The sequence below is a fragment of the Pseudoxanthomonas sp. PXM02 genome (assembly GCF_014851805.1).
Classification (GTDB): Bacteria; Pseudomonadota; Gammaproteobacteria; order Xanthomonadales; family Xanthomonadaceae; genus Pseudoxanthomonas_A.
The window spans coordinates 32,743-58,695 of sequence record NZ_JACVAK010000001.1 but is presented as its reverse complement, the minus strand read 5'-3'; the positions used below and the strand labels follow the sequence as shown (position 1 = coordinate 58,695).

Below are 25,953 nucleotides of genomic sequence, written 5' to 3'. Positions count from 1 at the left end.
CATGTTCCAAGCACTCTTCAACAGCCTGTCCGGACTCTTCAGCTTCTCCCGCAGTCTGGATACGGTCAGCAACAACGTTGCAAACATGAACACGCCAGGCTTTCGCGGTAGCGACTCATTCTTCGAGAACATCGCTGGCGAACATGGCGCTCGCATCACCGGGCAGGGCATGCGTACCGGCGCCGGCGACATGCGCCAGACCGGAAATTCGACCGACGTCGCAGTAGAAGGAGGGGGCTTCTTCGTCTTGCGCGATTTGAACGGTTCGCTGCACTACACCCGTGCTGGGCAGTTCATCTTCGATGAGCAGGGCATCCTGATCGACAGCGTCAGCCGTTTCCAAGTGATGGGCATCGACCAGCATGGCAACCTCGCACCGGTCTCGCTGGAGGGACAGCGTACATTGCCGGCCCAGGCCACGACGCGGGTGACGTTCAGCGGGAACCTGCAGCCTGACGACGACCCCCACGAGATCACGGTAGCCAATATCTACACGGCAGCCGGCGCAAGCCAATCGCTGAAGATCAAGTTCACCAAGAACCCCGATCCGGCGCTGCCGCGTAGCTTGCTGGTCACGATCACCGACGCCACCGGCGCACAAATATCCAGCGGTGAGTTGCGCTTCAGTGCATCTGGCTTCCTCGAGCCAGGCTACAACACGCTCACTGCCCAGCTGACCGTGGAAGGTGTCACCCAAGAGCTGACGTTCGACTTCGGGGTCCCGGGAGCGTTTCAGGGTACGACGCACATGCAGAGCATCGCAACCAACATCGGCGGCACGGTCGCCGATGGCCGGCCCGTCCTCGGCATCACCACCCTGCAGTTTGACGACAAGGGTGTGCTGCAAATGACCTACAGCGCCAATGAGAAACGCCAAGGTGCGCGCCTGGCGCTTGCCTCGTTCCATAGCGAGAGCCTGCTGGAGCTCCGCTCTGGCCGACTTATCTCGGACGCTGACGCACAGCGCAGCGAGCTTGGAAGAGCAGGAGAGGGGGTGTTCGGGCGAATCCACGGCGGGAGTCTTGAGATGTCCAACATCGACCTGACCCAGGAGTTCGCCGACATGCTGATCATCCAGCGCGGCTATCAAGCCAGCTCGCGAGTGATGACGGTCAGCAACGAAATGATCGAGCAGCTGTACAACAGCACGCGGGGAGGCTGATGCCAATGCGGCGAATCTGTTGGCAGGGGGCCACACGTGCACGCTGGCTGCGGGAGCGCATGGAACAGCGGCTCACGCACTGGTGGCATGGCTGGTTCAGTGGCGACGGCCTTCTGGAGCTGCAGCTGCATGCAAGCCCGCTTCTGCCCGCGCACTTATCCGGCTTGGAATGGCACTCTCTTCGCCACGAGGACCAACAACTGATGCTGGGGGCTCCCGTTGGCGTCTGCGACGAGTTCGCTGCGCGTGCGTTGTGCATGCCCGACGACGAGCCCAGCACATTCACCCACGATGTCGCCATGGCCTGCCGAGACGATCTTGTCGCGTCGCTGTGGGGTGAGGGACCGCATTCCTTCCTGCCGCGCGACGAGCGTCCGGCTCTCTGGCAACTGGACCCTCGCCATGGCGGCCTACTGTTCCAGCTCAAGGGATTGTCGGGCACGGCCTGGATCTGGATGAACCAGGGCTGGTGTGAAGCGCACGGTCCCGAGCCGGCAACGCGAACATCAAGTGTCCTGTCGGACAGGCGTGCGGCAATTGGGGGGAGCGCGCTGCGTTTGTCTGCGCATATCGATCTTGGCCAGATAACGCTGGCCGATTCCCTTGGATGGTCCGTCGGTGAGGTGCTGCTGACCGACATTCCGCGAAATGCGAACGTCGCGCTGTCAGTCAACAAAACGTTCGTGACCAATGGCGTACTCGGACAGGCTGGCGCGAACCGGCACGTCACCATCACCTGAAAGTCCTCTCGTTAAGAAGAAACCACCATGAATGCAGAAGTTGTCGGAAGCGGCAAGGACGTGAGCCTTGTCGGACACGTGAATGTCTCCCTGGTCGCACAGATCGGCCACGCCGAGCTGACGGTAGAGGAACTGTTCGCATTGAAGAAGGGCGATGCCGTGCGGCTGGAGGAGGGGAGCGACGCGATAGTGACGTTGCTGCTCAATGGCAGGGCGGTAGCCCTGGGTGAGCTTGTCTGCGTGGACGACAGACTCGGCGTCCGTATCACCGAACTGGCATGAGCGATCTAGCGGCCGTACAGAGCCCAATTCCCTATCGGGCCGAAGCCACAATCAGCAGCGGCGAGCTTACGAGCACGCTGGTCGCCACGATTTTGCTTTTGGCGGCCTTCCTTGCGCTGGCGCTGTACGCGAAAAAGCGAGGCTGGTTGCAGAAGCTGACGACCCTGGGGTCTGTCGGTCAAACCGGCAAACGCGGGCGGTTTCAGGTCAGTGCACAACGCATCAGTCGCATGACGACGGTCTACAGGATCGAGGATGGCGCCCGCGCTTGGCTGGTGGTGGAGTCGACGGGACAGATTGCGGTCTCTGCGATAGCGGACACCGAGGTGGAGGAGGGCACTCATGGAGCGCCGTGACCGTCGTCTGATCCTGCCTGCGCTGGGTGCGCTACTGCTGATGTTGCCGGTGTGGGCGATGGCAGCGGATCCCGCCACGGAAGCCCTGGCATCCGCCAGCCGCCAGGATTTCGCGCCAGCACTGCGAACTTTCGTCATCCTGAGCCTGTTGTCCTTCATCCCGGTTCTTCTGATAGGGATGACGTCTTTCACCCGCATCATCGTGGTGCTCGCGCTGCTACGGCACGCGTTGGGCATTCCGCAGACCCCGCCCAACAGTGTGCTGATCACGTTGGCGTTGTTCCTGACCCTGTTCTCGATGGGGCCAGTGCTTGGCAACGTGCACCAGCAGTCACTGGTGCCGTACCTAGCCGACGATATCTCGGCCACCGAGGCGGTGGCACGGGCCAGGGATCCGATCCGCGACTTCATGATCCGCCAGACGCGTGAAAGCGATCTGCTCGCCGTCGTGGAGATGGCGCGTGAACCCGCCCCCAAAAGACTCGATGACATCAAGTTCACTCACTTGGCAGCGGCGTTCCTTCTCAGTGAACTGAAGACGGCCTTCCAGATCGGTTTCGTGATCTTTCTGCCGTTCCTTCTGATCGACCTGGTGGTATCAGCGGTATTGATGGCCCTCGGCATGATCATGTTGCCGCCAACGACGATCAGCCTGCCGTTGAAACTACTCTTGTTCATCCTGATCGACGGCTGGGTGCTCGTATCACGTACATTGCTGGGCAGCTTCTGGTCCTAGCGCATGGCAATCGAGGATGCCGAGCAGGAACTCTGGCGCCGCTACCATGAAGATGAAGACGCAGCCGCTCGAGACTATCTGTTCTTGAAGTACGCGCCTTGGGCGCGGCGAGTCGCGGGCGGTGTCATGGGCAGGGTGCCATTACGCGGCATGGAATGGGCCGATCACGTACAGAACGCCCAGATCGGACTGCTGGAAGCAATGTCGCGATTCGACGTTCGGCGTGGCATCGAATTCACGGCATTCGCGAAGCCGCGCGTGCGAGGCGCCATATTCAACGGCATCCGTGCGTTCATGCGCTCGCCGGCAGACAGGTCAATGGATACGGTTGCGAGCGACCGAGCGCAGTCGCTATGGGAAACCGACGACCAGGATCCGCTGGACGGCTTCATAGACGCCGTGGTCGGTCTGAGCCTGGGGTACTTCCTGGAAAATGGGAGTGATGCGGGAGATGTTGACAGCCTCAGGATCGATCGGCTGCTTGGCGACGTCTTGCTGGATCTTCCGTCACGACAGAGACAGATCGTGATCGCGCATTACTTCCATCATCGCCAGTTCCAGCAGATCGCCGAAGACATGCATGTCACGAAGGGGCGCGTTTCACAACTGCACAAGAGCGCGCTCGCCGCGCTACGGGATGCTCTTAGGCAGCGGAACGCCGTTAGAGACAGTTTCTTCTGACGTGCTCAGCGATCGTTGACCTTTGTCTGCGAAGCGAAGAAGAGTAGAGAGCTTGAGGAGTGTTTGACGCGCTGAAATCGCCCCATTCCTAAGTGCTTGATCTAGTTGATTCTGGTGAAGCGGGGAGGGGAGTTTGTGGCCTATCTGACAGCCAACAACTTGCCGCGCTGTTGATGAAGTGACGGCAATCGCCTCACATACTGGCAATGTCGCCACAACATGCCCCGCAATTGACGATAGATCCATGAGGCCACTTGTCTGCCGTAGACTCGACCCGCGTGCTCACGCCTCGGGCACTTGCGGTTGCCTAGATCGGGGCGATGCCGTACGTAACGGCAGTCTTATCAATCCAGCGGCGCACCGAGGGTGTGATCAGGGTATGGATTGAGCCGCTGCCGCAGCCCGTCTGACTCTTGGCACCTCGCGAGACGATGCCCGCCAGTACATAGCGCGCCTCCAGCAGCTGTTTGCCTTTGGCATCCAGCTCGTCATCAAACAGGCGCCAGAACGCCCCGCCGCCGCTGTCACCTTTGCAGGCATCGGAGTCGGCCTCAACAACTATCTTGTCTGGACCTATCCACTGTCCAGGCCCGATCACCATTTCGACTATACCCGCCATCGGTGGATGACAGTCATAGATGGCGCTGTCGGGCCGACGCTGAGCATCGAATCCGTTGCAATCGCTGGTTAAGACGGTTGCAAAGCCATGCAGCCGTTGACGTGCCAGGTCGCCATCGGCAGTACGTTTGCCGTATCCCACGACATTGACTAGGCCGCCCGGACCTACAACAGAGGTGGCCGGCAGCCGCGCCACATCAACGGATATAGGCTTTTCGAGCACCAGGATGGTCAAATCCGGTCGGCCAGGAGCGTGAGCACAGGGATTCTGCTCATCGAACGGTACGACCTTGGGCGCGGCCAGGGAGTAGTGTTGCCCCGTCTTCGTTAGCTGACCAGTATTGACGCCAGTCGCCAACGAGGGGCGATGCTGCTTGCCCTCACAGAAGCAGTGGGCCGCCGTGAGCACCATCCTGGGTGCGATGGCCACTCCTGAGCATGCATAGGTTTTCGATATGCGTACCGCCACGACCGAGGCATGGTGGTCATCATCGGCCTTAAAGCCATTCAGGATGTACTTCTGATTGGCGCCCAAAGTTTTGTCCAGCAACTTATCCCTAAGATTGCTGGCCAGCGCATTGGGCGCTGCCGGCTTTGCGTCGCCGGTGAATTTGTGCAAATGCTGCGCGCCCGCCTTAGCGTTCGGCGCAGCCGCCTCTGCAGTGGGGACGACAACGACCCCACCCAGGAAGGCCATTGCAAAGGCAAGCGTCCAGCACCGAATCATGGCGTTGCGAAGGATGAGGGTGGTTCTTTCACATAAAAACCCTCTTCCGGAAAGTCCCTGGCACGTGTGGCATCGACATGGTCGGTCTCGAAGGGCGATTCGAGTTCAGCCTCCCTGGCGGCGCGTGCGGCGGTGCGCTGATCGGTCAACGCCTTGTCGTACAAAGGCAGTCCATCTTCCCGCTTGTAGGTCGGCGGAGCTGCACCTTCGGCTTTACGTGCATTCCACCAATCTCGGTAGGCGCGCACGGACTTCAGGGCCGCTGCTTCGGCTAGGACGGCTGCCGACACCTTGCCTTCTCCTGCCAGTGCTTCCTTCTCGCTATTGGCTTCCCGCTGAGTCGGGATCACTGCCACGTTGGCGGCCTGAACGATCTTCTCCTTGTGCGGTTCAAGCAGTTTCGAGAGCGTCCTGAAGAAGGCTGAGCCATCGGTGCTCTCGGTACGAGCTACCCATAGCGTCCGGGGATTCTCCACCTTGCCGGATGACTTCGGGATCACAATCCATGGACTGGTGGGCGCCAACGCGTCGGCGGCACGCGGATAGAGCCGCAGATAAGGACCCTGGTCGGCCACTATGATCCGCCCAAAATCGAAGGTGACGGCAGAGGTGGTGCTTTTGATGGATTCGCCGGTAAGACTGGTGGTGCCGGGTGCGGTGAACGCGAGCGTGAGCACCACGTCGCTCCCCTTGGTGCGGGCGCGCTTGGCATCAAGTGGCTTCTCGATCAGCAACGCCCGCGTAACGATGCGAAAGGCTGTTGTATCGGCTTGGTCATCGGTGATGACTTCGCCTTCCCAGAAAAAGTCTACGTTGCCCGCAATGTTGGCTTGACGCGACAGTTCCTGCTTGATGAGACCAGCTACAACGGCAGCTTCTTGACCCCGTGCCGCAGCGCCAGATGCAGGTGGCGAGGTGACGGATGCGCTCCACGCCAAGTCGCCGCCAATGACTTGGAAGCACGGTTCTTGATCACTATCTATCGCACTGCGCAGAAGAATCGGTGCCAGCGCCGTCTTGGTCACAGCCTTGCTCTCCCCGGCCTTCTTGATGGCATTGAACAACTTGCTTGGCGGTTCTCAGATCACGGGGCAACTTGTAGGAGCCTCAACAAATCTGGGGCGGTTGTTGGATCCAAATGAGGCGATTGTTGAGCGTAGCGGGGGCAGATTCGCTGCGGCAATCAAGGAGGGCCTTTCAGGAACCAGCCCAGTGTCTGACGCGCTGAAATCGCCCCATCCCTAAGTGCTTGATCTGGTTAATTCTGGCTAAACCGATGGGGAAAGTTGTTGACCTTTTTGCAGCCAACAACTTGCCGCGAGATTGATGAAGTGACGGCAATTGCCTCACCTATAGGCGATGTGCCTACAACCTGCCTCCGAAATTAACGATTGAGCCTGTGGGGCAACTTGTCTGCCGAAGAGCCGAGCCGCCTGTTGAGGCCTCAGGGGCTTGCGGTTGCCACGACAGGGGCGATGCCGTAAGTAACGGCAGTCTTGTCGATCCAGCGGCGCACCGCGGGTGTGATCAGGGTATGGATTGAGCCGCTGCCGCAGCCCGTCTGACTCTTGGCACCTCGCGAGACAATGCCCGCCAGTACATAGCGCGCCTCCAGCAGCTGTTTGCCTTTGGCATCCGGCTCGTCATCGAAAAGGCGCCAGAACGCGCCGCCACCGCTGTCCCCTTTGCAAGCATCGGAGCCGGCCTCTACAACTATCTTGTCTGGACCGACCCACTGTCCAGGGCCAATCACCATCTCGGCCATGCCTGCCGTCGGTGGATGACAGTCATAGATGGCGCTGTCGGGCTGACGCTGTGCATCGATTCCGTTGCAGTCGCTGGTCACGACGGTGGCAAAGCCATGCAGCCGTTGACGCGCCAGGTCGCCATCGGCAGTACGTTTGCCGTATCCCACGACATTGACCAAGCCACCCGTACCGACAACAGGGGTGGCTGGCAGCCGCGCCACATCAACGGGCAGGGGCTTTGCGAGCACCAAGATGGTCAAATCCGGTCGGCCAGGGGCGTGAACACACGGGCTCTGGTCATCGAACGGAACTACCTTGGGTGCGGCTAAGGCGTAATGTTGACCTGTCTTGGTTAGCTGGCCGGTATTGACGCCGGTCGCCCACGAGGGGCGATGCTGTTTGCCCTGACAGAAGCAGTGAGCCGCCGTGAGCACCATCCGGGGTGCGATGGCCACGCCTGAGCAGGCATAGGTTCCCGATATGCCTACCGCCACGACAGAGGCGTGGTGCTCGTCGTCGGCCTTGAGGCCTTTCAGGATGTACTTCTGATTGGCTCCCAAGGTTTTGTCCAGCAATTTCTCCCTCAGGCTTCGGGCCAGCGCATAAGGGGATGCTGGCTTTGCCTCGCCCGTGAACTTGGGCAGATGCTGCGCATCCGCCTTGGGTCCCACAGCCTCTGCAGCGGGAACGACAACGACGCCACTCAGAAGGGCGATCGCAAAAGCGAGCCTCCAGCGCCGATTCATGGCGTCGCGAAGGAATCGGGCGGTTCTCTCACGTAAAAGCCATCCTCGGGAAAGTCTCTGGCACGTGTGGCATCGACATGATCAACCTCGAAGGGCGACTCCAGCTCAGCTTCCTTGGCGGCGCGCGCGGCGATACGCTGATCGGTCAGTGCCTTGTCGTACAAGGGCAGTCCATCCTCCCGCTTGTAGGTCGGCGGAGCTGCACCTTCTGCTTTGCGCGCATTCCACCAATCTCGGTAAGCCCGCACGGACTTCAGGGCCGCCGCTTCGGCCAATACGGCCGCAGATACCTTACCTTCCTCGGCCAACGTTTCCTTCTCGCTGTTGGCTTCCCGCTGGCTCGGGATTACGGCCACATTGGCGGCCTGAACGATCTTCTCCTTGTGCGGCTCAAGCAGTTTCGAGAGCGTCCTGAAGAAGGCAGAGCCATCGGTGCTCTCGGTGCGCGCTGCCCATAGCGTCCGGGGGTTCTCCACCTTGCCGGAGGATTTCGGGATCACAATCCAAGGACTGGTAGGTGCCACGGCATCGGCAGCCCGCGGATAAAGCCGCAGGTAGCGGCCCTGGTCGGGCACCTTGATCCGCCCAAAATCAAAAGTGACGGCAGAGGTGGTGCTCTTGATGGATTCGCCGGTAAGACTGGTGGTGCCAGGGGCGGTGAAGGCCAGCGTGAGCACTACATCGCTACCCTTGGCACGTGCGCGCTTGGCATCGAGTGGCTTCTCGATCAGCAGCGCCCGGGTAACGATGCGAAAGGCCGTCGTATCGCCTTTGTCATCGGTGAGAACCTCGCCTTCCCAGAAGAAGTCGACGTTGCCGTCGATGTTGGCTTGGCGCGCCAGCTCCTGCCTGATGAGACTGGCCACCACCGCGGCCTCCTGGCCGGGCGCGGCGGCGCTTGACGCCGGCGAAGCGGTGGCAGGCACACTCCATTGCAAGTCGCCACCAATGACCTGGAAGCACGGTTCCTGATCACTATCGATCGCGCTGCGCAGAAGAATCGGGGCTAGCGCCGTCTTAGTCACGGCCTTGCTCTCTCCCGCCTTCTTGATCGCGTTGAACAACACGTCAAACCCTAGGGAGATAGCGCTGCTGGCCATGCCCTCCAGGATTGGGCTCAAGCCACTCAGGTTGGGATCAGCGCCCACGGTCAGGCACGCTCCTTGGCGTACCAGCATGCGAGGTTCGCGTTCCATCCAGGAAGCCGCCTCTTCCGCGTGCTTGATCAGCGTCTTTGGCGTATCCGCCGCATGTGCCGAAGGAGTTCCAAACAGGATCGTCGCTGCGAGCAGCGCGCAGGCATGCAGTGCTTTCACGTTATCCCCTCAGTGCAAGACATGGCTGGGTCCACCCCGACCCAACCCAAGCTAGGGTGCGCCATGGACGTTCTAAATGCATTTACAAATGCGGGTTCGGCGAATGGAGGACCTGGCCCGTGCTTAGCCGGACTACATAAGAAGGGGACGCGAAGCTGGCCGTTCACCACGTCGCTCCACACGGACAGTTGCCACCGGGGATTTCTGCTCAATCCAATTCAGGCGGATGGCCCTCAAGCGGCCGGATCCACCGACCATCTCCAGAATCGGCCATGCGGCGCGTGGGATGCTGGCATCCAGTTTGACGCCCAAATCGGCGTGCAAGCCGTACGCGTAGGCTCGCGTGAGGATCTTGGCCAGCGCGTCGGCAAGATGCCCGCGTCCCCGGATCTGATCCATGGCCGTGGAGCGGGCGGCCTGCAACGAGTAGGACGCCAGGACCGAGCCGCCCGGTGCGCCCAAATGTGCGGTGGCCTGATCCAGCACGTGTCCGCAGAAGGCCGCAATGTGCGCATCGACGGTGGAGAGGTTGAGCCACATGGCCGAGCCGCTCTGGTCGCGGGGTTTGATGAAGCAGTCCGGTCGCAGGAACACGTTCTCTCGCAAGGTGGCACTGGCTTCAAGCGCGTTGGCATCCACCAACTCGAACGGGGTCCGACTTTCCGGCGGCAGTGCGTCCACCACGGCTTTGGTGGCCTCACACAAGAGCGGATACATCGTGGCAGGCAGCGGTGCCAGGGTCAGCGGACGCTCGCCACCCCAGCAGGACCAGCCCCAGAAGTGACGCGGTGCCGGATCGGCGCTGGGCCCGCTGAAGATCTCAATCACCAAAGGCGTATCCGTGTCGGTGCGTTGCAAGCGCGCGGGCGGGGCCGCCAAGGCCGCAAACCCCTGGTCCCACGCCGTGCAGTTGGTCGGAACGCAGATCCATCGCCCGGCGCGCCGGCGTTGCGCCCATGCCTGGTAGTCCTCCAGCCAGTCCTGGGCCTTGTCCGTGGGGAAGTCCCACATATGCACGCTGGCCACGACAGCATCGAAGGGATCATGCCCGCACGCACAGACGCCCAGACGGGCGTGGTCATCAAAGCGGGCGTGATAGGGCGCATCGCAGTGTGGACAGGTGTGTTCCAGCGGCTGCCGGTGCCAAGGACAGTGCGTGATGGAGGGCAACTGGAACAGCGCGCAGTGGTAGCCGTGAGCCGCGCACTGCGGGCACTGTCGCAGCGGGCGCGGCCGACGTCCGAACAGATCGCCGGTTTGCACGGGCGACCATTGCTGCGGGTTCCAGTAGGCGGCCATGTTCGTGTCCTGCAGATGCAGGCGACGCAGGAAGGTGGACCTGGCCTGGGTCGGCGTCTGGGTGGCCAGCAGCACATCGGTGACCTGGCGATTGCGAAACCCCAGTGTGCTAGTGACTTGCGAGGGCAGCGGTGTGGCCAGGCGGGTCACGCGATGGACCAACCCGAATCCGGACAGATAGGGGTAGGGCTCAAGCTCGGCCCCCAGCGCGGCCGGCAACGCCGGCCGCGCGTGGATGATCTCTGCCCAGCCCATTACGCCGCGTCCTGTTCCACCGGCTGCCGCAGGCTGTCCGGCAGGCGGATGCGCGCCCGCACGAACTCCAGGCGCAGGTAGCCGGTGGCCAACAGAGCGCTGCGCACCTGCTCGGCGGTCAGCGCCTTGAAGCCTTCCTGCCGAGCGGCCACCTCGGAGAGCAGGTAGTGCACGGCCAGGGTGAAGGTGGCCATCGGCCAGGCCTCACTCTCCGGCAGCTGGTACGCCTTCCTCAGGGCCTTCATCTCCGCCACGATCAACCCCGCCTCCGAGGCGAGCGTCCAGCCCCGGTCGAATGCCTCGCGTGCGAAGTAGCGGGTGAAGGGCATGTCCGGCGTGGGCCAGGTCACGCTCTTGTCGTAGCGAGAGAGCGCATGGGCAATCTCACGCAGCCCCATCAACGGCTGGAACGGCATGGTGTCCATGAACCAGCGACGCACGGTGTGGGAGGGACGGTCCAGCCAGTCATCACCGATGTCCACGCCTTCGGCATCGCTTTGGCGCACCAGCACCAGGAACAGGCTCAACCTGTCATCGGCCAATTGCGCGTCCAGGTCTTCCAGGTACTGGAACTCGCCATCGGTGATGCGCTGGGCGTTATCGATGAACAGCACCATGCGCCGCACGCGCGCCTGCCCACAGCGCGTGCGGATGAAGTTGCGCATCCGGTCCTGGGCCAAGGTGGGCTCTACCCGCAGCGCGGTGGAGATGTTCAGGCGGTAGTTCATCACGCCCCAGAAGGCGCGATCGCTGCGGCGCATGCCGCTGGGCATCAGCATGCGGGCAGCCACCCCGATGGGCTGCTTGTCCGGCCCGATAAGCCAGCGCGAGGCGTTGTCGGTCAGGTACTGCTGGGCGGTGGATTTGCCCAGTCCGCCGCCACCGTAGGTCGAGCAGCCGTGATGGCCCTGGCTGATGTTGGTGACGATGAAATTGGCCAGTCGCGTGGTGGTTATGGTGTTGATCTGGTAGCCATTGGTGATGAAGATCGGATGCGGTTCGTCGGACATCGGGAACTCCGGCAAGAAGATAAAAAGGCAAGCAACTGGGCCGTGCGAGGTCATCGTCGGCTCAGTCGTCATCGAGGCTGATCCAGCCGCCCGGCGGCACGCGGGGGGCCTGCGGCAACACCGGGTTTTGCCCCGTCGGCGGTTTGCCGGCGTGCAGTTGCTCCATGCGCGCCAGTTGGTCCACCGCTTGCGAGGAGCTGGTCGCCTGCGCGCGCAGGAAATCCACGTATGCCTTCACCGCGCAGTCCGCGCCGGCGATCGAGAAGTCCCTGCGCAACTTGGACCACTGCATGACCAGCTTGCGCGTGGTCTCATCGTGCAGTGTGCGATTCCATGGGGCGGCGGCGCGCACCACGCACATCGGGGCCGTCACCGAGCGCATCAGCACGATCGTGCGCAGATCGTGGCGGTCGACCCGGGCCAAGACCCGCTGGCCGATCATTTCCCATTTGCTGTCCAACTCCGTGCTGCGATAGCGCACGTAGGCGTAGTTCACGTGGGGCATCACGCCCCGGGCGCGATTGCCGTGCACGACCAGGGGGATCAATACACTGCTCATGGCCGCCGCATCGTCCCGTCCGCTGTCCGGGGCGAAGTCGAATGCCCGGCGCTGCTGCATCTGCAGGAACTGCAGCGGCGTCAATTCGCCCAATGCCGGATGCGGGGTGGCGTTGTAGTTGGCGATGATCACTTCCAGCAGCTCCTCGAACAGATGGAGCTGGATGGGGTGATCGCCCGGGGCGAAGTTGCTGATGCGGATCTTCTTCTCGCCCAGGCGCGTGGCTGGCTCAAAGCCGCCGGGCACATCGCGCAGCGCACCTCGCTCCAGGCGGGAGAACAGCTGCTCCACGATCGGGCGCGAGCGCGGTTCGTGGGCCCGGCCAAAAACCAGCATGCCGCCACGTGCCCGCGTGATCCCCTGTTCCAGATCCGCGGCCAGATGCGCCTTGGCGTTGTCCATGGCCACCGAGCGCGAGCGCCAGCCACTGAGCGCGCCCAGCAGGCCCGAGGGCAAGCCGGCGCCAGGGGCGTATTCCAGGCCGGGAATGGTCAGCGTGCGGCGCTCCCATGGGCGCAGGCTCACCGCCAGACACGCGGCCACATCCAGGTTGTTGTAGGCCCGTCCCACGCGCAGCGTCCACCCCACGATCGCCCGCGAGGTCACCTCGACCTCCACCAGTAGCCACATCGAGGTGATCTCGGCCTTGGCTACGCCTCCGTTGGGCAGGGCCACGGCCAGGACCGCTTCGATATCGATGCGATGGCCATCCAGCTCGGTGCGGGTAAAGGGCGTGGACCGGAAGATGTCCTGCAGCCGGGTCACCTCCGGCACCTCGGCATCCCAGTCCCCGCCCGTGACCTGCATCCGCCGACTACGCAGAAAGCGGAGCAGGGCACGCCGGCCCTCGTCGGGCTGGTTGAGCGGATAGTGGTCGGCCAGATCCCGTCGCCTGAGCTCGGCCACGATCTGCTTGTGCAGACGCAAGAACACCTTGGGCGGGCGCCCCGGGGGCAGGGGGTGATCAAAATCGTCGACCCACTTGCGAATGGACGGCTGCGCGCCCAGCAGCCGGGTCATGGCGTGGGCACCGGCCAGGCGCGGCATCTGCGTGGCGCTCTCGCCCAGCGGACGACGCTGGTAGGTGCCCCACGGCACGCAGACCCGGTAGCCGTATGCCTGGCCATCGGGCGCGATCTCTGGTGCCAGGGTCACCATGCTGCGCAGGCGCTTGCGGCAAAGATGGTGCATACCGGCCGCGCGGGAGAGCGAGAGCTCCCCGGTCAGCACGGCGGTGATGGCCGCGCACGCTTCGCGATAGCGCGCGCGCAGGCCTTCGGCCAACTCGTGCTCCACCGGGCGGTACCACTGCGTCAGGACCTGCGGGTCGTAGACCATGCTGGGCTCACGCATGGGGCACCTCCAGCACCGCATCCACGCCGCCGGGCTGGTAGTCGACCAGGCGCACGCTGCCCTCATGCACCATGGCCGCTACCACGGCCCGCACGTGCGAGGGCTCGTAGTCCAGCGCCTTGAGTAGGCTGGACAGGTTCATCCGCTCCACGTTGCGCATCAGCCCCTCGATACGAGCGCGGATCATCGAGCGGTTCAACAGCCGGCCGTACTGCCAGACCAGGGGCAACAATTCGAAGGCGGTGGCCAACCAGGTCCGGCTGGACAGCAACTCGTCCTCGGTCACGAAGTGCAACGTGATGCCCTGGCGCTGGGCGGCAGCCTCCAGGACGCTGCGATCGCGAATGGACAGCGTGCCCACGGTACTGCCCACGGTGCCGCTGTCGGGGATCACCAGATAGAACGCCTCTTGGCCGGTCTTGCTGCGCGTCCAGAAGGTGATGTCGATTTCGTGCTTGTCCGAGACCTTCAGGCGGCGCGGACGCTCGATGTAGTGGCTCAGGGTGGGATCAAATTCCAGGCGCAATGCCAGCGCCACGTTGACCATGTCGGCGATCATGGCAATGCGTTGGTTGCGCGGAGAGAAATAGACGAACACCTCGCGCCGACTGCGCTCGCCACGCTTGAGCGGGCGAGGGTGATAGGGCAGGTGCGGCGTGGTGGCATGGGCCTGGATTGGCGCCGATTGGGTCGCTTTGGTTCCTGCGGTCATGACAGATCCTTGGCGCATCCGTTGCAGATGCGCGCATAGGGCTTGGCCGGCGCGCGGCCAGCCAAGCAGTTCAGGGAAGGGGACTGCTGCCGGGGCAGACAGGCCGACGGACTAGCGCAGCGTGCGCAGGCGCAGGCGATAGCTCAGGATCTTGCCGGTGAGCCGGTCCTGACGTATCTCTAGCTCGTAGTGGTGCCCGCTGGGCAACTGCACCTGGGCCACACTGCACAACGGCGGGTCCTCCTCCCAGGCAGAGGCCGCAGCGCAGGGGGTACGCCGCTGACGCTGGCGCAGCGCAAGCACCGCCTCGGCCGTGTGGCCGCGACGGGGCAGGGGATGGGGTTGGAATTGAGGCATGTTGGACACTCGGGTAAGGCTGCCGGTAGGCAGCAGTTGACCGTTCCCCGTAAAAGTGCCAAGCTCAGAGAACGCGATAGCTTCTGAAGTCTCGGCGGGACCCTTGCAGGGGTCCCGTTTCTTTTTGGGGTTCCTGAAACTGAGTTGTGAGTGTTGGGCGTTGGTCGGTACGGCGTGCTCCTTTGGCCGGGATGGCCTGATCAACCAGGGATATGACCCGCCAAGGGCGGGTAAACCAAACCTCTAGGTCTGCGGAACTTCGCCAGCGGCAGGGTGCCCGCTCACGGCGTTATGGCGCAGCTGCGCCAACCACATGGCAATGTCTTTGCTTAGGGCGTATTTGCCGCGACGGCCGGCAATGGTGAACACCGGGACCGGTAGCCGCCCGCGCGCCATGGCCTGTCGGAAGGCGTCCTGAGAGGGGTAACCCAGTGCTTGGCGCAACTCGTCTGAGCCTACGACCGGGCCATAGCGCTGTAGCAGACCCTGCTCAAATTCGCTGGCCAGCACCGCGAGAGGCTCGTCGTCACGCTCTGTCATGCCTGAAGGGTAACCATTGCCTCTGGCGCCGACCAGAAGTCAAACTGCGCCCCCGATTTGACTCGGTCCCCCGATGCGCCTGCCTGATGGTGTAAAAGAGGTGCGCCTCTACAGCTCGGTGCGAGTAGCGACCGTGCTGCGGTGGGCCGCCAGTGATCACCCTCGAGCCCCGTCAGCCGCCTTGGGCGTGGTGAAAGTAGCCCGTTGGTTCGAGGGGCTGCGCGCACATGTGGGGTCCCTCAACGCCTACAGCGTGGGCAAGCAACTGCAACCCGGCGCGTACACGAAGTTCAGTCACAGCAACCTGTGGTCCAAGTACGCCGCCGGGAAACATGTGCCCCGCAAGCTGCTGGTCGGGGTAGAAGAAAAACTTCCCGGATCACGGCAGGTGGTGGACTGGTCGGGCTGGCGTGCGCTGGATGTGACGCAGCCGATCGGCACACAGGCGGTAGCGTTGATCCGCACGCTCAATCCCCGCATTCAGACCGCCTGTTTTGACAAGGCTGAGCTGAAACTCGATTGCTATGTGTTGCGGACCAATGCGGAAAAGCTGCTGAAAAATCTCGAACAACGCGCCGGCTGGGATGCGGTGGCCGCCGCTACCATCTTGCTTCGCCTGGCCCACGAGCAAGGCGATCAAAAGGGTGCCTACCGAGCAGGGCGGAGCCTGTACTACCTGCTACTGATGACGGCCGTGACCAGTTCTACGTACTGGATCGCGCCGGAGGTCTTCGCCTACTTCATCCACTTCATCTTTCCGCTCGCCGCCACTGGCGTTGTGGCCTATGACCTGCACCATGATGCGATGTGGCAACGCGTGCAGTGGCTCTACAAGATGGTCCTGGATCAGGAGGATGAGGGACGACCGCTAGCCGGTTATGGTGCCGAGACCCGTCGCCTGCGGCGTGTCTTTTCAGGCAGGTATGGGTTTGACCTGATGTTCGGTTTTGCGCCTAGGCTGAAACTCGTTTCGCCGGAGTTGGACGAAGGCAAAAGGCGCACGCTCGCATACCTGCAGGTATTCTGGCAGTGGGCTGATAGCGTGCTTGCCCAAGAACGCCAGCAACCGATGTTCCCAGAGCATCTCATCGTACAGTTGGAAGCGGCGTGGCCGACCGCGGCTGCGGCCGACCCGGCATAAGGTCTTGGTCGAACGCGCCGGGCCGCAGCCGGACTACTTCCGTCTGGGTTTACTTCGCTTCCGGCTCTGGCGCCGCCCTGCAGCGGCCTGCGCGGTGGCCTTCTTCATGTCGCGTTCGAACTTCTCCGCCAACTGTTTCGCGTGATCGTAAGGGCCGGGTCGACCGCCACGAAAGGCCGCGAACATCTTTTCCAGGGTAGGCGAGACGCCCATCTTGCGGTGTGTGAGGAAGTAGCTGACCTGCTTGGCCGATACGTAGGCCGAAAAGCCGGCCGCGATGATGTTCAGCTGCAACCACAGCGAGGCGGCGGCCGGGATCTGCCCCGAGTAGATCCGGATCAGGATCCAGCTCGACAGCACCAGCATCGCCGCAGGCACGCTCATCAGGAACAGCCGCTGGCCCATATTGAGCCGGAGAATGCCCACCGGATCCTTGGCGCGCGCCAAGGCATCTATTGCGTTGATGAACAAGGGAAGGCCCAGGCACGCGATGTCGATGTTGGACAGCGCGTAGCCTGGCGTGGCCATCGAGAAGATGACAAACAGCACGCCGGCCAGCACGAGCACGGCAATGAGGTCTGCGTGCAGCTCGGCATAGAAGCTGCGCAGGAATTCGTTGTTGTTCCGGTAGTGGGAGTTGAACAGGTCGATGACATATACCGTGGCAACGCCCCAGAACACATCGATCACGACCACCGCCATGAGCGCCAGCGACAGTGGCCAGCCGCAGGGACCGGTCAGGTACGGAACCAATGAAAGCACTCCCCACAGCAGGGAGACGAGCAGTGACAGAAGCAGGATGCGGTGCATGTTCGGTAGCGCAGCAGAGATCGGCTAGCTATCGGCATCTGCCGTCTGGGCTTGAGGCCACGTCATGATCTCGCTCCTGCGTCTTGACTCGCGATCATGGTCGGCCTTATGTAAATACGACGATTAGAGCCAGAGCCAGACCTTCTGGCATGTGCGTTGACCTGTGCATCGCTGACCGGTGCAGGTTGCGCCATTTCTGTTGCATGCGCGCAGTGAGAGCGCGCCTCTGAGCAGCCTGGGGGATTCACCCACTACGCCTGATTCAACCTGCCCACGAATGGGAGAATGCGAAGATGAACAAATATCTGGCGATTTTTCTCGGGGCGGCATCCGACGCGCAGAAGCAAGAGATCTCGCAGGAACAGGGTAGGAAATTTATGGAGGCGTGGGGAGCCTGGACGCAGAGGCACGCCGATGCCATCGTCGATCCGGGCGCACCGCTTGCCAGTACAAAGCGTGTTGACGCCGCGGGTATTGCCAGTGCCCAAAACGAGCTGACAGCTTTCATGATTGTTCAAGCCAGATCGCATGAGGAAGCTGCGCAGATGTTCCGTGATCATCCTCATGTGGCACTCATGGCCGGTAATGCGGTCGAGGTTATGGAATGCCCGCCGCTGCCCACGGGCTGATGTTTATGATGCCGGGTCATGTCCCAGCGTGTACCGGCACTGGCCAGGCCTGACAGCTCACTGACGCTGCGTCCATTACACTCCGGCGTGCACGCCCACTCTCCGTTGTACGAGGTCATTTCTACGCATGAGCAAGCCCACCCTGGACTCCATTGCCACGGCCAAAGCCAGACTAGAGGAGGAGCTTCGCAAGCTGGAGCAGCAAGAAGCCCAGCTGCGAGAACAACAAGCCGCCGATGCGTTCGCCGAGGTCATGAATCTGTTGGGGCAGTACGGCCGGCATTTCAGCGCCAAGCAGAAAGCCGAGATCGTCGCCGCCGCAGGCGCCAGCAGTCCGGCACGGGTGAAGAAGCCGGCCACGTCCTCCGAGGTCGCCCCGAAATACTGGCTACCCCACACGCAGGACACCTGGACCGGGCGCGGACGCCCGCCGCGGGCCTTCACCGCCTGGGAGGGCACGGCGGCCTACAAGGAATGGAAGGCCAAGCATCCCAACGAGAAGTTTCCCAAGTATCCGGGCTGAGCGCGACCCAACGCCGAGCTCAGCGTCCAGCCTGCAACGCCGCCGTGCTGGGCAGTTGCGTCCAGTACGCCTGTCCCAGAGTGAACCACTGGCAGGCCAACCCTTGCGCCAGCGCCGTCGGTGGCTGGGCTCCGGCCGGCGTGAACCCACATCGTCCGTAGCGGCCGGCAGCCACGGCCGCCGCCCGTCGCAGGATTTCCCCGTACATACCCTCGCGCACCAGCGCCGGGCCTGTGCCTTGGCAGGCCAAGCTTGCGCCGTGACGGACCGCCGCCCAGGCGCAGTACCGCCACTGCGAGGCGCTCAGCGACAGGCGCGTTAAGCGTTGCGCAAAAGCCATATCCTGCTGCCAAGCCGGATCGAACTGGCACCGGACCAGTTGCTGGGCATAAAAGGCTTGGGCTTCATCGCGCAGCAGGCGTTGCCAGAGCGCTACCCCCAACGTCAGCACCAGTTCCTCGTGTGTCACCGAGGACAGGAAATCCTCCAGTGCCGGCAGGGCACTGGAGGGGTGGTAAGCCCGCCAGATCCATCGCCACCGGATGCCTTCCAGTGGGGTGAGCTGAACCGGTGTGGACGACTCCTCGGTGTCCAGCACCAGCACCTCATGGGTCGCCAGCACCTGCAGGATCTCCCGGGACAACTCGGCCGTGGGCGCCAAAGCCAGTCGATGCTGCTGGGCATGAAGCAACGACCACAGGTACACCGCGCCCGGCAACCCCAGGTCGTCCAGCGTTTGAGGCGTCATGGGGTGGGCCGGATTGCAGGGGCACTAAGATTAACTTAGTATCCAAGGCGCGGCACTTCGGCCATCCTTTTGTCAGGATGTGACCAGGGGCCCGTGTGTCCAAAGCGGCTGACAAGCGATCGATCTTTGCCCGGCGGCTGGCGCAGGCACGCCTGAGCCGGGGCCTGACGCAGGCTCAGCTAGGTGTTCTGGCTGGCATGGAGGTCGAGGTGGCAAGCCCCCGCATCAATCAGTACGAGCGTGGCGTCCATGAGCCCCGTTCGGCCATGGTCAAGCAACTGGCCCAGGCCCTGGGGATTCCGCCGGCCTTTCTCTACACCGAAGACGAGCTACTGGCCAAGGTGCTGCTGCACTGGCCCACACTGACGAAAAAGAAGAAACGCGAGCTGGTGAAGGCGCTGGAGACGCCGCCCACGAAGTAGCCGCCCGCCCCGCGGGCAGCCGCGGGGGGGGGCCGTCGGAACTGGCGATCTAGGGCTAGACCGACTGTCAGTTCCCAGCGCTAGTGGTCTGAAAAGCGCTCACCTGTGCATCCCACTTACCGAACCTACCTCAGCCTCACATTTCGAACGCTGGTCGACACCAGTCACGGGTGGCCGGAAGACGGATGCTAAGTGCTAGATCAATTTGTCAGGGGTGATCGGCAAGTCGCGAACGCGATTGCCTGTGGCGTGGTAGACCGCATTGCTGGGATAAGCGCATGGTGGGCCAGACGCGTCCGGTAAATCTCAGGACAGCAGAGGTGGTGGAGCGTTCGTCGCTGACCTACACCATCCTGCGCTCGGTCTAGTTGACGGACAAGCCGACCGAGGCGTTCCAGCTGACCCGCAAGGGCGAGTCCTACAAACGCACGGAAACCTCACGCGCCAGCATTGGTCGACTCGTCGCTGATGTAGCCAACAATCCGGCGCTTACGCCAACGATAACCTGGGGATCAGTCAGGCCGGTACCGAGGGTGACATGCCGGTGGCATACCGCTGAGCTTCCGGTGTTGACCAGAAGGCAAGTCTGCCAACCCATTTGCCTACGTCCTTCGTTGCAGGTGCAGGTCAGGACGGCACGCGGCTCGGCCACGGATGGAGGCGGGGCAAGGGTATGCTCCCGTTCTTGCTTCCGGCTATGGGGCCATGAATGGCGGCTGTTCCAGATCACGTTGAAGGGCCTTGGGCGGACTTGTTCGCAGGAGGTCAGGTTGACCGCGTCAACCTCGTCCTGATCGGTCGAGCGGGACTGGCAGCGCGCCTGGCACGCCTCATATTTCTCGTCCTGGCCGGCGCGACCGACGAAGCAGGACGTCCCGCGTTTCGCAAGGCACTAGTCCTGCTGCCTCCGGACATGCCCGATACCGTGGTGGCCGACGTGGTCGCCGATACAGCTCAGATCCGGGGCTACGCGCTGGACGCCGAAGAGCTTGAGGTGCTCTCCCGTCGCCTGCAGGTACACCGGATCGCCCGCCTCGAGACCGTCGCCGTCCTCGATGCCATTGCTGGCGCTGAGCGGGGCGACTTCGTCATCGTGGTCGAGGGCGCGCGCTACCGTCCCACCCACCATCAGATCGCTGCGCCGACGGTGCTGCAGGCGCCGGAAGATCGCTGGGTACCTGCCTTGGTGGAGCTTGCCACGCAAAGCGTGAGGCGGGTCGGCGAGGGGGTCGTCGTGTTGATTGACGTGGGTGAGTATCTGCCCGCCCTTAGGAGCAATGAACAGGCTCTGCAAGACCTGGACTGCACCATATGGGGGGCTGATGCGCATCAGGCCATCGATGATGGACTGATGGCCCAGCTCCAAGCATGGAGCCACCGCGTTGAACGCGGCGACATCGTGTCGGTGCTGGGCGAAATCGATGCACTGGCCGGACTGTCGGCCTCAAAGCACCTCTTGCTCAAAGCCCAGATCTTGCACAAGGGCGGTCGCTCGATTCGAGCGCTGGAGTTTGTTCGCGCATTTGCTCCGCATCTGGCCGAGGCGGCCGCCGATCTTAAGTTGAAACTCGCCACCATCGCCTTGGCCGGCGAGGATCTGGCATTGGCGCAGCAGCTTCTGGGCTCCAGTGCAGATCAACTCGACGATCTTGAGTTGAACGAATTAGCCTTGGAGTTGACCCAGTCGATCCCCTCGGCGCTTATCGAAGGGCAATCCTTGCGATGGCTGGCTAACCATTTTCCCGCTTCCTCGGTCTTGGAACAGCATCAGATGCGGCGATTGTTCATGGCCGCGCGCGATGGGCAGGATCCGGCCCCGACAACGGGGGCAGCTTTACCGCTAGACGATTACATCGCCGTGGTGTTGCACGCATTGCATCAGCAGACAGTGCCTGATTACGCTGCCCTTATCGAGCAGGCCGATGCGCAATGGTTTGGCAAAGCGGCTCAGACGCGTCTGGCGGCTGCGCTGGACGCCAGGCGCCGTAACTTGCCGGTACACGTTGCCATGCTCGCATCGTCGATGGACCCAGAATCGACCTTCGCCCGTTCGGGGGCAATCGTGCAGTTGTGGTCGATCGAACAGTTGATACTGATCGGCGATGACCAGATGCAGGAGGTTCTCCCTGAGTCGGTGGTGTTTATCTTGTGCTACCTGGCAGTCCATCCCGCCGATACCGCATCGCGGGAACGCTTGGATGAGCTGTTGTCGATTGACGTGGCCGGGATTGTGGGGGTGGCCGTACTGGCCTACGCGTTGTTGCGCCTGGCAGGCGCGCCTGCCGTTGCCCCTGTGGCATTGCCGGTCCCCGAAGAAGAACTCGATGCCCAACAGTTCCTGCCGTTCTACGGCGCGGCGGTGGAGTGGCTTAGCCGAGAGCGCGCCGTGGATCTGGCCACGGTGGTGCTGCCAGCGCATCTATTGACGCTGCCGGCCGACAAGGCGCTGAGCAATCTCAAAAGGATGGTGCAATATGTCGGCAAACAGGAACAGTCCGACGATGAGAATGCGCTACGGCAAATGGTGACCGTGGCCTTCGCGCTCGCCCCACACGCCACGCGTCGCAATGATGATCTGGAAGTTCTGCGGCTGGTGACCAGTCGGCTGGCGGTCGGGGGACAGGCCCAACTGGCGCGCGATCTGGTGGAAGCCGGCCTGGCCGCCACGCAAGGGCGGCCGGACCGGCTGCGCTTGGCCTGGTTCGCGTACGGGGATGCATTTCATCGCATGCACAACCGCTCCCGGGCCTTGATGGCCTTTGGCTGTGCGCTGGCTACTCACGGTGCTGTGGAACTGGAACATCAGTACTACGAGACGATGGGGGTTGTTCGCGCCTTGCGTGACGCCGGTCTGCTGGACCCTGCCCGCCAGTTCCTGGATCGGTGCGAGCAGCTCTTGCACCAGTTGGGGGCGCACGCAGGCTCGGGACATCGCATCCAGACCGTGCGTCTGGGCTTGCAGATGGCCGAGTTCAAGGCGGCCCAGTCGCGCGAGGCTGCCCCCTGGTTGGCGCTGCTGGATGCCATCGATGCCAATCTCCAAGACGTGGTCCGAGAACAGGACGAGCTCACCACGGTCCTGGTCATGGCGGTACAGGCACTCACACAGGCGGAGAGCTTAGGCTTGCAAGCGCATGCGCAGCTACGAAACCGAATCCAGCATGCCTTGCACGCTGCCGGTGAAATGACGGCCGAGCTGGTGCAACTGGCGGCCAATACCGCCGTTGGACCTCAGCGGCTGCTCGAGCGCGCGCGCGCCGCACAGAACGCGCGCTACTCGGATGACGTGGGCTTTGATGTCCTTTATCTCGTGCGCGCCGCACGCAGCCAGCTAGCTGAGGAGTCGACTCTGGCCGATTCCACCACCGCGAGCTTCGCAGCAGAACTGACGAGCGATCACGCGATCGCATTGCCCGGCGTCAATGAGGGCAACTGGCTGCCAACGACCATTGAAGAACCGTTACAGACGCTGGTTGACCTGTCCCAACGCGGACTTCGCATGGAAATGCTCGCCCTCGACAGTGCCGATCGACTCATACGCGTGAGTGCCGAAGCCGGACGGTTGACCGTGCAGCGCGAGCAGGACACGTTCTCACTCAGGCGCCTGCATGAGTGGTCCGTCCGTTTTCCCTTCGAATATGGACTGGACACACAAGACCCGAATCTTTTCTATACAAGCATGCGCGAGATAGGACTCTCGCAGGACGTTGGCGATAAGGCGGTTTTCATTCTGGACACCAGCTTGCAGCGGCTTCCCCCGCAGTTGTTGTTGATCGATGGCCAATTGCTGGGAACCACCGCCGCTAGTGCGGTCGCGCCCTCGCTGACGTGGCTGAAGGCAGCCGTGGCCGCGCCCAGCAAACACTACGGTCCGCCTACGGCCTGGATCTCCACGGCCGTGGAAGGGCAGGGCAATGGCACGTTGGCCACCGTCGCAGATCGGGTCGGGGACGTCCTCGCCCAGCACGGTGTTGTCTTGCACACCGGCGAGCAGGTCCCGGCCGACCTCAGTAGCGCCGAGTTGGCAATTGTCGCCGCGCACGGCGGACTGGCCGATGACAACCGCTTCTTCAAAGTGATCTCCGACGAAGCCCAGCTGCGGATGAATGCGTTGGGGCTGGCCCGTGCGTTGGAGGGTGCGGGTGTGATCATCTTGTTCGTGTGCAGTGGCGGTCGCCAGGATGAGCATCCGGTTGCCAGTACGACGGTGGGATTGCCCAAACAGCTTCTGGACCGCGGTAGTGCGGCTGTAATTGCCTCACCCTGGCCGCTGGATTCACGCGTGCCTTCTCACTGGCTGCCGGCGTTCCTTGCTGCATGGCAGGCGGGCCAGACGTTGATCGATGCCCATGCCGCAGGCAATCGCGCCGTCGCCGCGCAGATGGGAAACGAGCCACGCGATGCGCTGGCAATGACGCTCTATGGCAATGCGTTTCTGCGGCGGGCCGACCTAGTGGGCCACTGACTCACGGATCTGCAGCGCGTGCAGGTCCAAGCGATCGCGACAAGAAAAAGTCACGTGCCTAGCCTCAAGAATGCTTGGCTGCTATGAGTTCCTGAAAACGTCTCTGGGTCGGTTTGAGCGCTCACCCGCGTCAATCAGTGCGGGTGAGACCCTGTCCAGCGACGAGAAATTGCCGTCAAAGGTTCTGTTGCGCTGGCCTCGCTGACCAAGTTGCAGAAACGCGAACGGATTTGGACCCCAGCGGCCGCCTCGGAGAGGTATCTTTCCAAAGGCCCTCCTCGGCAGATCAAGGAAGGGGCCGAACTGGACCCCACGGTCTATGCGCGTTTCCAGGCACAATGCATTCTGGATTGCGACCAGAAGGTCGCCTACCGACCCGAAGCGTTGCGCAACCACCGTGATCTGAAGCAGTACTATCCGCCCAGCTAATGTTTGCAGGCGCAGAGCTGCTTTATTTCGGGGGATCGAACCGACTCTTTCTCGTATTGAAGTGTGGAGCGAGGTCGCAGCACCATCGCGGGAAGGAGCAGGTCGGATACGCTTGGGGGAGAGATGAAATACGAAATGGCGCTAGAGGTCGTGCGCCACGCAGAAAATGCATTGACCGGCAGTCGAGTGGACCACTCGGACCGATGGCTTCAGGGCGTGACGGATACGGTACTGGCTGGCCCCGGGCTGGTTTTCGCAGGCGGGCAGCTTCTGCTGTGGCGGTTCTTCTGGGTTATGGTGGCCTCGGCCATCTTCGCGTTCATTCTGCGTGTGCTGGAGGGACAGCCGGTACAGGATGTTTTCCTGCCGTCGTTCTTTCTGGCTATTGGCGTGGTTTATTTCAGTACACCCAGCCGATCCATGGCCATAGGTGTGGACGCCAAGCGAGTGGGAGAAGTACGCAACTTCATCCTGTCCATCGCGCATCAGCCGCAGCAGCTTCAGTACCTGGGTGAACACATTGAGGTCGTTCGCACGCATACGATGCAGAAGCTAGGCCGATTTAATGTTCTGGCGGGCATCGCGTGGGGCGTACTGTTCTGGTTTGTTGGCACGCATGCGCTTGCCCCAGGCCTTTCCGCTGAAGCTGTCAGCCGTGGTCTGTCCTACGGCATCGTGGGGGCGGTGGTGTTCACCCTTGTACTGTGCGCGGGAATTTGCCATGCCACCGCCGTCCGGGCCGTATGTCAGATTCTGGAGTTCGCCATGATCGAGGCTATCGCCGAGGTTGAGTCAGCGAGCAGCGCGCCGGCTAATCACTGACCTGTGAGATCCCGCGATGCAAGGATGTATTGCCCTTCATCCATAGGGCGCCTGAGGAAAGGCATGCCATGGCGTCTCGGGTACGGCTTGGCCACGGGTGGTGATAATTTCCTGCCTGATCTGATCGCGGCGCTCACCGAGGTAATCGAAAAGATCGGGAGCCTCATAAATCACCGTGGCCACCGCTGTAGCGGCCACCGCGAACATGTCAGCCGCCATCACAGTGTGTAGGGTACGCTCAAGGCTAAAGGGTGTTTTCCAATCGCGTTCGCCCAACTGGGACATGCCACCATGCGTGTAGCTATCCAGATATCGGCCCTGCCGAGGCAGCATCCTGGCTAAAACATCCACGCCGTCCAGCCCTTGTATCTTGCTTAGGGCTTGCAGCATTTTGGGCAAGGTGGGTGTGTCTCTCTGGCCGGCCAGAATCATCGTTAAGAGTTCGGGCGGACAGGCATACACAAGCCAATAGGCGCATGCACCGGCTTCCATCAGGGGCCTGAGCAGTGCGGCGGCGGTGGAGTAGTTGCCGAGGCTGGATAGGGTGATGATCGAAGCATGGTGCTCCAGCGCCAAGGCCAGTGCACACCGGGCCAAGCGGTGACGTGGTGAGCGGGGTTCCTCGCCAGGTAGCCGCAAGTGGATGGCATACGCCTGCTCGGTGGATTGCCTGCAGCGTAAAGAGAACGGATCCATGCGGGTGTCTCGCATTTGGCGGTGAGTCTTGCCGACCCATTGTGAGGCTCAGCACGTGCGTTCGGTATCAC

General features: G+C 62.4%; 25 protein-coding genes. 12 read left to right on the top strand and 13 right to left on the bottom strand.

Annotated features, from left to right (window positions below; all coding sequences use genetic code 11):
- The first annotated feature begins 1 nt into the window (after position 1).
- The 6 genes from IB225_RS00295 to IB225_RS00270 are packed head-to-tail and all read left to right on the top strand — an operon-like array spanning position 2 to position 3,957.
- A complete protein-coding gene (locus IB225_RS00295; RefSeq protein WP_192308622.1) occupies positions 2–1,162 on the top strand; it encodes a flagellar hook-basal body complex protein in 1,161 nt (386 codons plus the stop codon).
- A 59-nt stretch (positions 1,163–1,221) separates the two neighbouring features.
- Positions 1,222–1,902 (top strand): FliM/FliN family flagellar motor switch protein, encoded by a 681-nt coding sequence (locus IB225_RS00290; RefSeq protein ID WP_192308620.1) that lies wholly within the window; start codon positions 1,222–1,224, stop codon positions 1,900–1,902.
- Between the two features lie 27 nt (positions 1,903–1,929).
- Entirely contained in the window at positions 1,930–2,184 is a 255-nt protein-coding gene (locus IB225_RS00285; protein WP_192308611.1) for a FliM/FliN family flagellar motor C-terminal domain-containing protein, read from the top strand.
- Positions 2,181–2,540, top strand: a complete 360-nt coding sequence (locus IB225_RS00280) for a hypothetical protein (protein ID WP_192308609.1) — start codon at positions 2,181–2,183, stop codon at positions 2,538–2,540. The genes IB225_RS00285 and IB225_RS00280 overlap by 4 nt, the downstream gene beginning before the upstream one ends.
- Positions 2,527–3,276, top strand: a complete 750-nt coding sequence (fliP, locus tag IB225_RS00275; protein ID WP_192308608.1) for a flagellar type III secretion system pore protein FliP — start codon at positions 2,527–2,529, stop codon at positions 3,274–3,276. The genes IB225_RS00280 and fliP overlap by 14 nt, the downstream gene beginning before the upstream one ends.
- A 3-nt stretch (positions 3,277–3,279) precedes the next feature.
- Positions 3,280–3,957: a sigma-70 family RNA polymerase sigma factor gene (locus tag IB225_RS00270; protein ID WP_192308606.1), complete on the top strand. Its 678-nt coding sequence runs from the start codon at positions 3,280–3,282 to the stop codon at positions 3,955–3,957.
- A gap of 307 nt (positions 3,958–4,264) precedes the next feature.
- Here IB225_RS00270 and IB225_RS00265 read toward each other — a convergent pair whose 3' ends face one another.
- The 10 genes from IB225_RS00265 to IB225_RS00220 form a co-directional block, all read right to left on the bottom strand.
- Positions 4,265–5,272, bottom strand: coding sequence for a trypsin-like serine protease (locus IB225_RS00265; protein ID WP_192308604.1), 1,008 nt, complete (start codon positions 5,270–5,272; stop codon positions 4,265–4,267).
- Positions 5,273–5,298: 26 nt separating this feature from the next.
- Entirely contained in the window at positions 5,299–6,366 is a 1,068-nt protein-coding gene (locus IB225_RS00260) for a hypothetical protein (RefSeq protein WP_192308602.1), read from the bottom strand.
- Between the two features lie 380 nt (positions 6,367–6,746).
- On the bottom strand, positions 6,747–7,796 hold the full coding sequence (locus tag IB225_RS00255) for a trypsin-like serine protease (RefSeq protein WP_192308600.1): 1,050 nt from the start codon (positions 7,794–7,796) through the stop codon (positions 6,747–6,749).
- Positions 7,793–9,112: a hypothetical protein gene (locus IB225_RS00250; protein WP_192308598.1), complete on the bottom strand. Its 1,320-nt coding sequence runs from the start codon at positions 9,110–9,112 to the stop codon at positions 7,793–7,795. The genes IB225_RS00255 and IB225_RS00250 overlap by 4 nt, the downstream gene beginning before the upstream one ends.
- A 132-nt stretch (positions 9,113–9,244) precedes the next feature.
- Positions 9,245–10,666, bottom strand: a complete 1,422-nt coding sequence (locus tag IB225_RS00245; RefSeq protein WP_192308596.1) for a hypothetical protein — start codon at positions 10,664–10,666, stop codon at positions 9,245–9,247.
- Positions 10,666–11,676 (bottom strand): ATP-binding protein, encoded by a 1,011-nt coding sequence (locus IB225_RS00240; RefSeq protein ID WP_192308594.1) that lies wholly within the window; start codon positions 11,674–11,676, stop codon positions 10,666–10,668. Before IB225_RS00240 ends, IB225_RS00245 begins: the two co-directional genes overlap by 1 nt.
- A 61-nt stretch (positions 11,677–11,737) precedes the next feature.
- On the bottom strand, positions 11,738–13,588 hold the full coding sequence (locus IB225_RS00235; RefSeq protein WP_225583135.1) for a hypothetical protein: 1,851 nt from the start codon (positions 13,586–13,588) through the stop codon (positions 11,738–11,740).
- Positions 13,581–14,300 carry a hypothetical protein gene (locus tag IB225_RS00230; protein WP_192308592.1) on the bottom strand — a complete coding sequence of 240 codons (720 nt, stop codon included), beginning with the start codon at positions 14,298–14,300 and terminating at the stop codon, positions 13,581–13,583. The genes IB225_RS00235 and IB225_RS00230 overlap by 8 nt, the downstream gene beginning before the upstream one ends.
- Before the next feature lie 111 nt (positions 14,301–14,411).
- Positions 14,412–14,657 (bottom strand): hypothetical protein, encoded by a 246-nt coding sequence (locus IB225_RS00225; protein ID WP_192308590.1) that lies wholly within the window; start codon positions 14,655–14,657, stop codon positions 14,412–14,414.
- Positions 14,658–14,900: 243 nt separating this feature from the next.
- Positions 14,901–15,197, bottom strand: a complete 297-nt coding sequence (locus IB225_RS00220; protein ID WP_192308588.1) for a hypothetical protein — start codon at positions 15,195–15,197, stop codon at positions 14,901–14,903.
- 73 nt (positions 15,198–15,270) lie between these two features.
- On the opposite strand from IB225_RS00220, the gene IB225_RS00215 reads away from it, so the two are divergent.
- Complete coding sequence (locus IB225_RS00215) at positions 15,271–16,338, top strand: hypothetical protein (RefSeq protein WP_192308586.1); 1,068 nt, start codon at positions 15,271–15,273, stop codon at positions 16,336–16,338.
- 33 nt (positions 16,339–16,371) lie between these two features.
- On the opposite strand, the gene IB225_RS00210 is transcribed toward IB225_RS00215, so the two are convergent.
- Positions 16,372–17,148, bottom strand: coding sequence for a hypothetical protein (locus IB225_RS00210; RefSeq protein ID WP_192308584.1), 777 nt, complete (start codon positions 17,146–17,148; stop codon positions 16,372–16,374).
- Between the two features lie 293 nt (positions 17,149–17,441).
- Here IB225_RS00210 and IB225_RS00205 point away from each other — a divergent pair, with 293 nt between their 5' ends.
- Together IB225_RS00205 and IB225_RS00200 are read left to right on the top strand one after the other, a co-directional pair.
- Positions 17,442–17,777, top strand: a complete 336-nt coding sequence (locus IB225_RS00205; protein WP_192308582.1) for a YciI family protein — start codon at positions 17,442–17,444, stop codon at positions 17,775–17,777.
- A gap of 127 nt (positions 17,778–17,904) precedes the next feature.
- Positions 17,905–18,300, top strand: coding sequence for an H-NS family nucleoid-associated regulatory protein (locus IB225_RS00200; RefSeq protein WP_192308580.1), 396 nt, complete (start codon positions 17,905–17,907; stop codon positions 18,298–18,300).
- Positions 18,301–18,319: 19 nt separating this feature from the next.
- On the opposite strand, the gene IB225_RS00195 is transcribed toward IB225_RS00200, so the two are convergent.
- On the bottom strand, positions 18,320–19,048 hold the full coding sequence (locus IB225_RS00195; protein WP_192308578.1) for a hypothetical protein: 729 nt from the start codon (positions 19,046–19,048) through the stop codon (positions 18,320–18,322).
- 95 nt (positions 19,049–19,143) lie between these two features.
- Here IB225_RS00195 and IB225_RS00190 point away from each other — a divergent pair, with 95 nt between their 5' ends.
- From IB225_RS00190 to IB225_RS00175, 3 genes are all read left to right on the top strand, one after another.
- Positions 19,144–19,470: a helix-turn-helix transcriptional regulator gene (locus IB225_RS00190; protein ID WP_345776552.1), complete on the top strand. Its 327-nt coding sequence runs from the start codon at positions 19,144–19,146 to the stop codon at positions 19,468–19,470.
- A gap of 709 nt (positions 19,471–20,179) precedes the next feature.
- On the top strand, positions 20,180–23,935 hold the full coding sequence (locus tag IB225_RS00180) for a CHAT domain-containing protein (RefSeq protein ID WP_192308576.1): 3,756 nt from the start codon (positions 20,180–20,182) through the stop codon (positions 23,933–23,935).
- A 552-nt stretch (positions 23,936–24,487) separates the two neighbouring features.
- A complete protein-coding gene (locus IB225_RS00175) occupies positions 24,488–25,186 on the top strand; it encodes a hypothetical protein (protein WP_192308574.1) in 699 nt (232 codons plus the stop codon).
- A gap of 36 nt (positions 25,187–25,222) precedes the next feature.
- On the opposite strand, the gene IB225_RS00170 is transcribed toward IB225_RS00175, so the two are convergent.
- Positions 25,223–25,882, bottom strand: coding sequence for a hypothetical protein (locus IB225_RS00170; protein ID WP_192308572.1), 660 nt, complete (start codon positions 25,880–25,882; stop codon positions 25,223–25,225).
- Positions 25,883–25,953 lie beyond the last annotated feature (71 nt).